Here is an 860-nt window from a genome sequence, read left to right on the forward strand (position 1 = left end):
CTAGGCGGTTTCGTTTGGATCAGCGGGCGGACCAGAGGAAGATGCCTGCCACGTGGAGTCCGGCCAGGTAGATGGTTGCGGTCTTCTCGTAGCGGGTGGCGATCCCGCGCCACTGTTTCAGGCGATTGATGCACCGCTCGACGGTGTTGCGCTGCTTGTAGGTCTCTCGGTCGAAGGCTGGCGGCCTGCCTCCCCGGCTGCCTCGTCGCAGGCGGTGGCCACGCTGGTCCGCTGGGACCGGGATCACCGCCCGGATGCCGCGCTTGCGCAGGTGGTCGCGGATCGCGCGGGACGAATAGGCCTTGTCCGCCAGGACCACGTCCGGCCTGGTGCGGGGTCGTCCTCGCGGTCGTGGAATGCGCAGGCGGGTCATGACGTCGGTGAAGGCGGGTGCATCACCGGCCTGCCCGGCGGTGAGATGGAAGGCCGGCGGCCGGCATCGGTCGTCGGCGGCAAGATGGATCTTCGTGGTCAGCCCGCCGCGGGACCGGCCGATGGCGTGGTCGTCGGGTTCGCCTGCTGGGGCCCCTTTTTGCGGGCCCCAGCCGCATGCTGGTGGGCGCGCACGATCGTGGAGTCCACCGAGACAGCCCAGTTGAGATCCTCGTCGGCGTCGGCCTGGGCCATCAGCGCGGTGAACACCCGCTCCCAGGTGCCGTCGACGGCCCACATCCGCAGCCGGTTGTAGACGCCCCGCCAGTTGCCGTACCTCTCCGGCAGATGCACCCACTGGGTGCCGGTCTGGAACTTGAAGGCGATCGCGTCGATCACCTCCCGATGATCACGCCAGCGACCACCCCGTCTGGGCGTCCGGTCCGGGAGCAACGGCTCGATCCGCGCCCACTGCGCATCACTCAACG

At 69.2% G+C, this 860-nt stretch carries 1 protein-coding gene; it reads right to left on the bottom strand.

Translation table 11 applies throughout. From position 1 onward, the window contains the following. Positions 1 to 19 precede the first annotated feature (19 nt). Positions 20 to 858, bottom strand: a protein-coding gene (locus CTZ28_RS46350) for an IS5 family transposase (protein ID WP_259472123.1) whose coding sequence is annotated in 2 segments (ribosomal slippage) — positions 20 to 505 and positions 508 to 858 — 837 coding nt in all. Because the reading frame shifts where the segments join, the coding sequence is not laid out codon by codon here. Positions 859 to 860 lie beyond the last annotated feature (2 nt).

This window comes from Streptomyces shenzhenensis, assembly GCF_003688995.1.
Taxonomy (GTDB): domain Bacteria; phylum Actinomycetota; class Actinomycetes; order Streptomycetales; family Streptomycetaceae; genus Streptomyces; species Streptomyces shenzhenensis_A.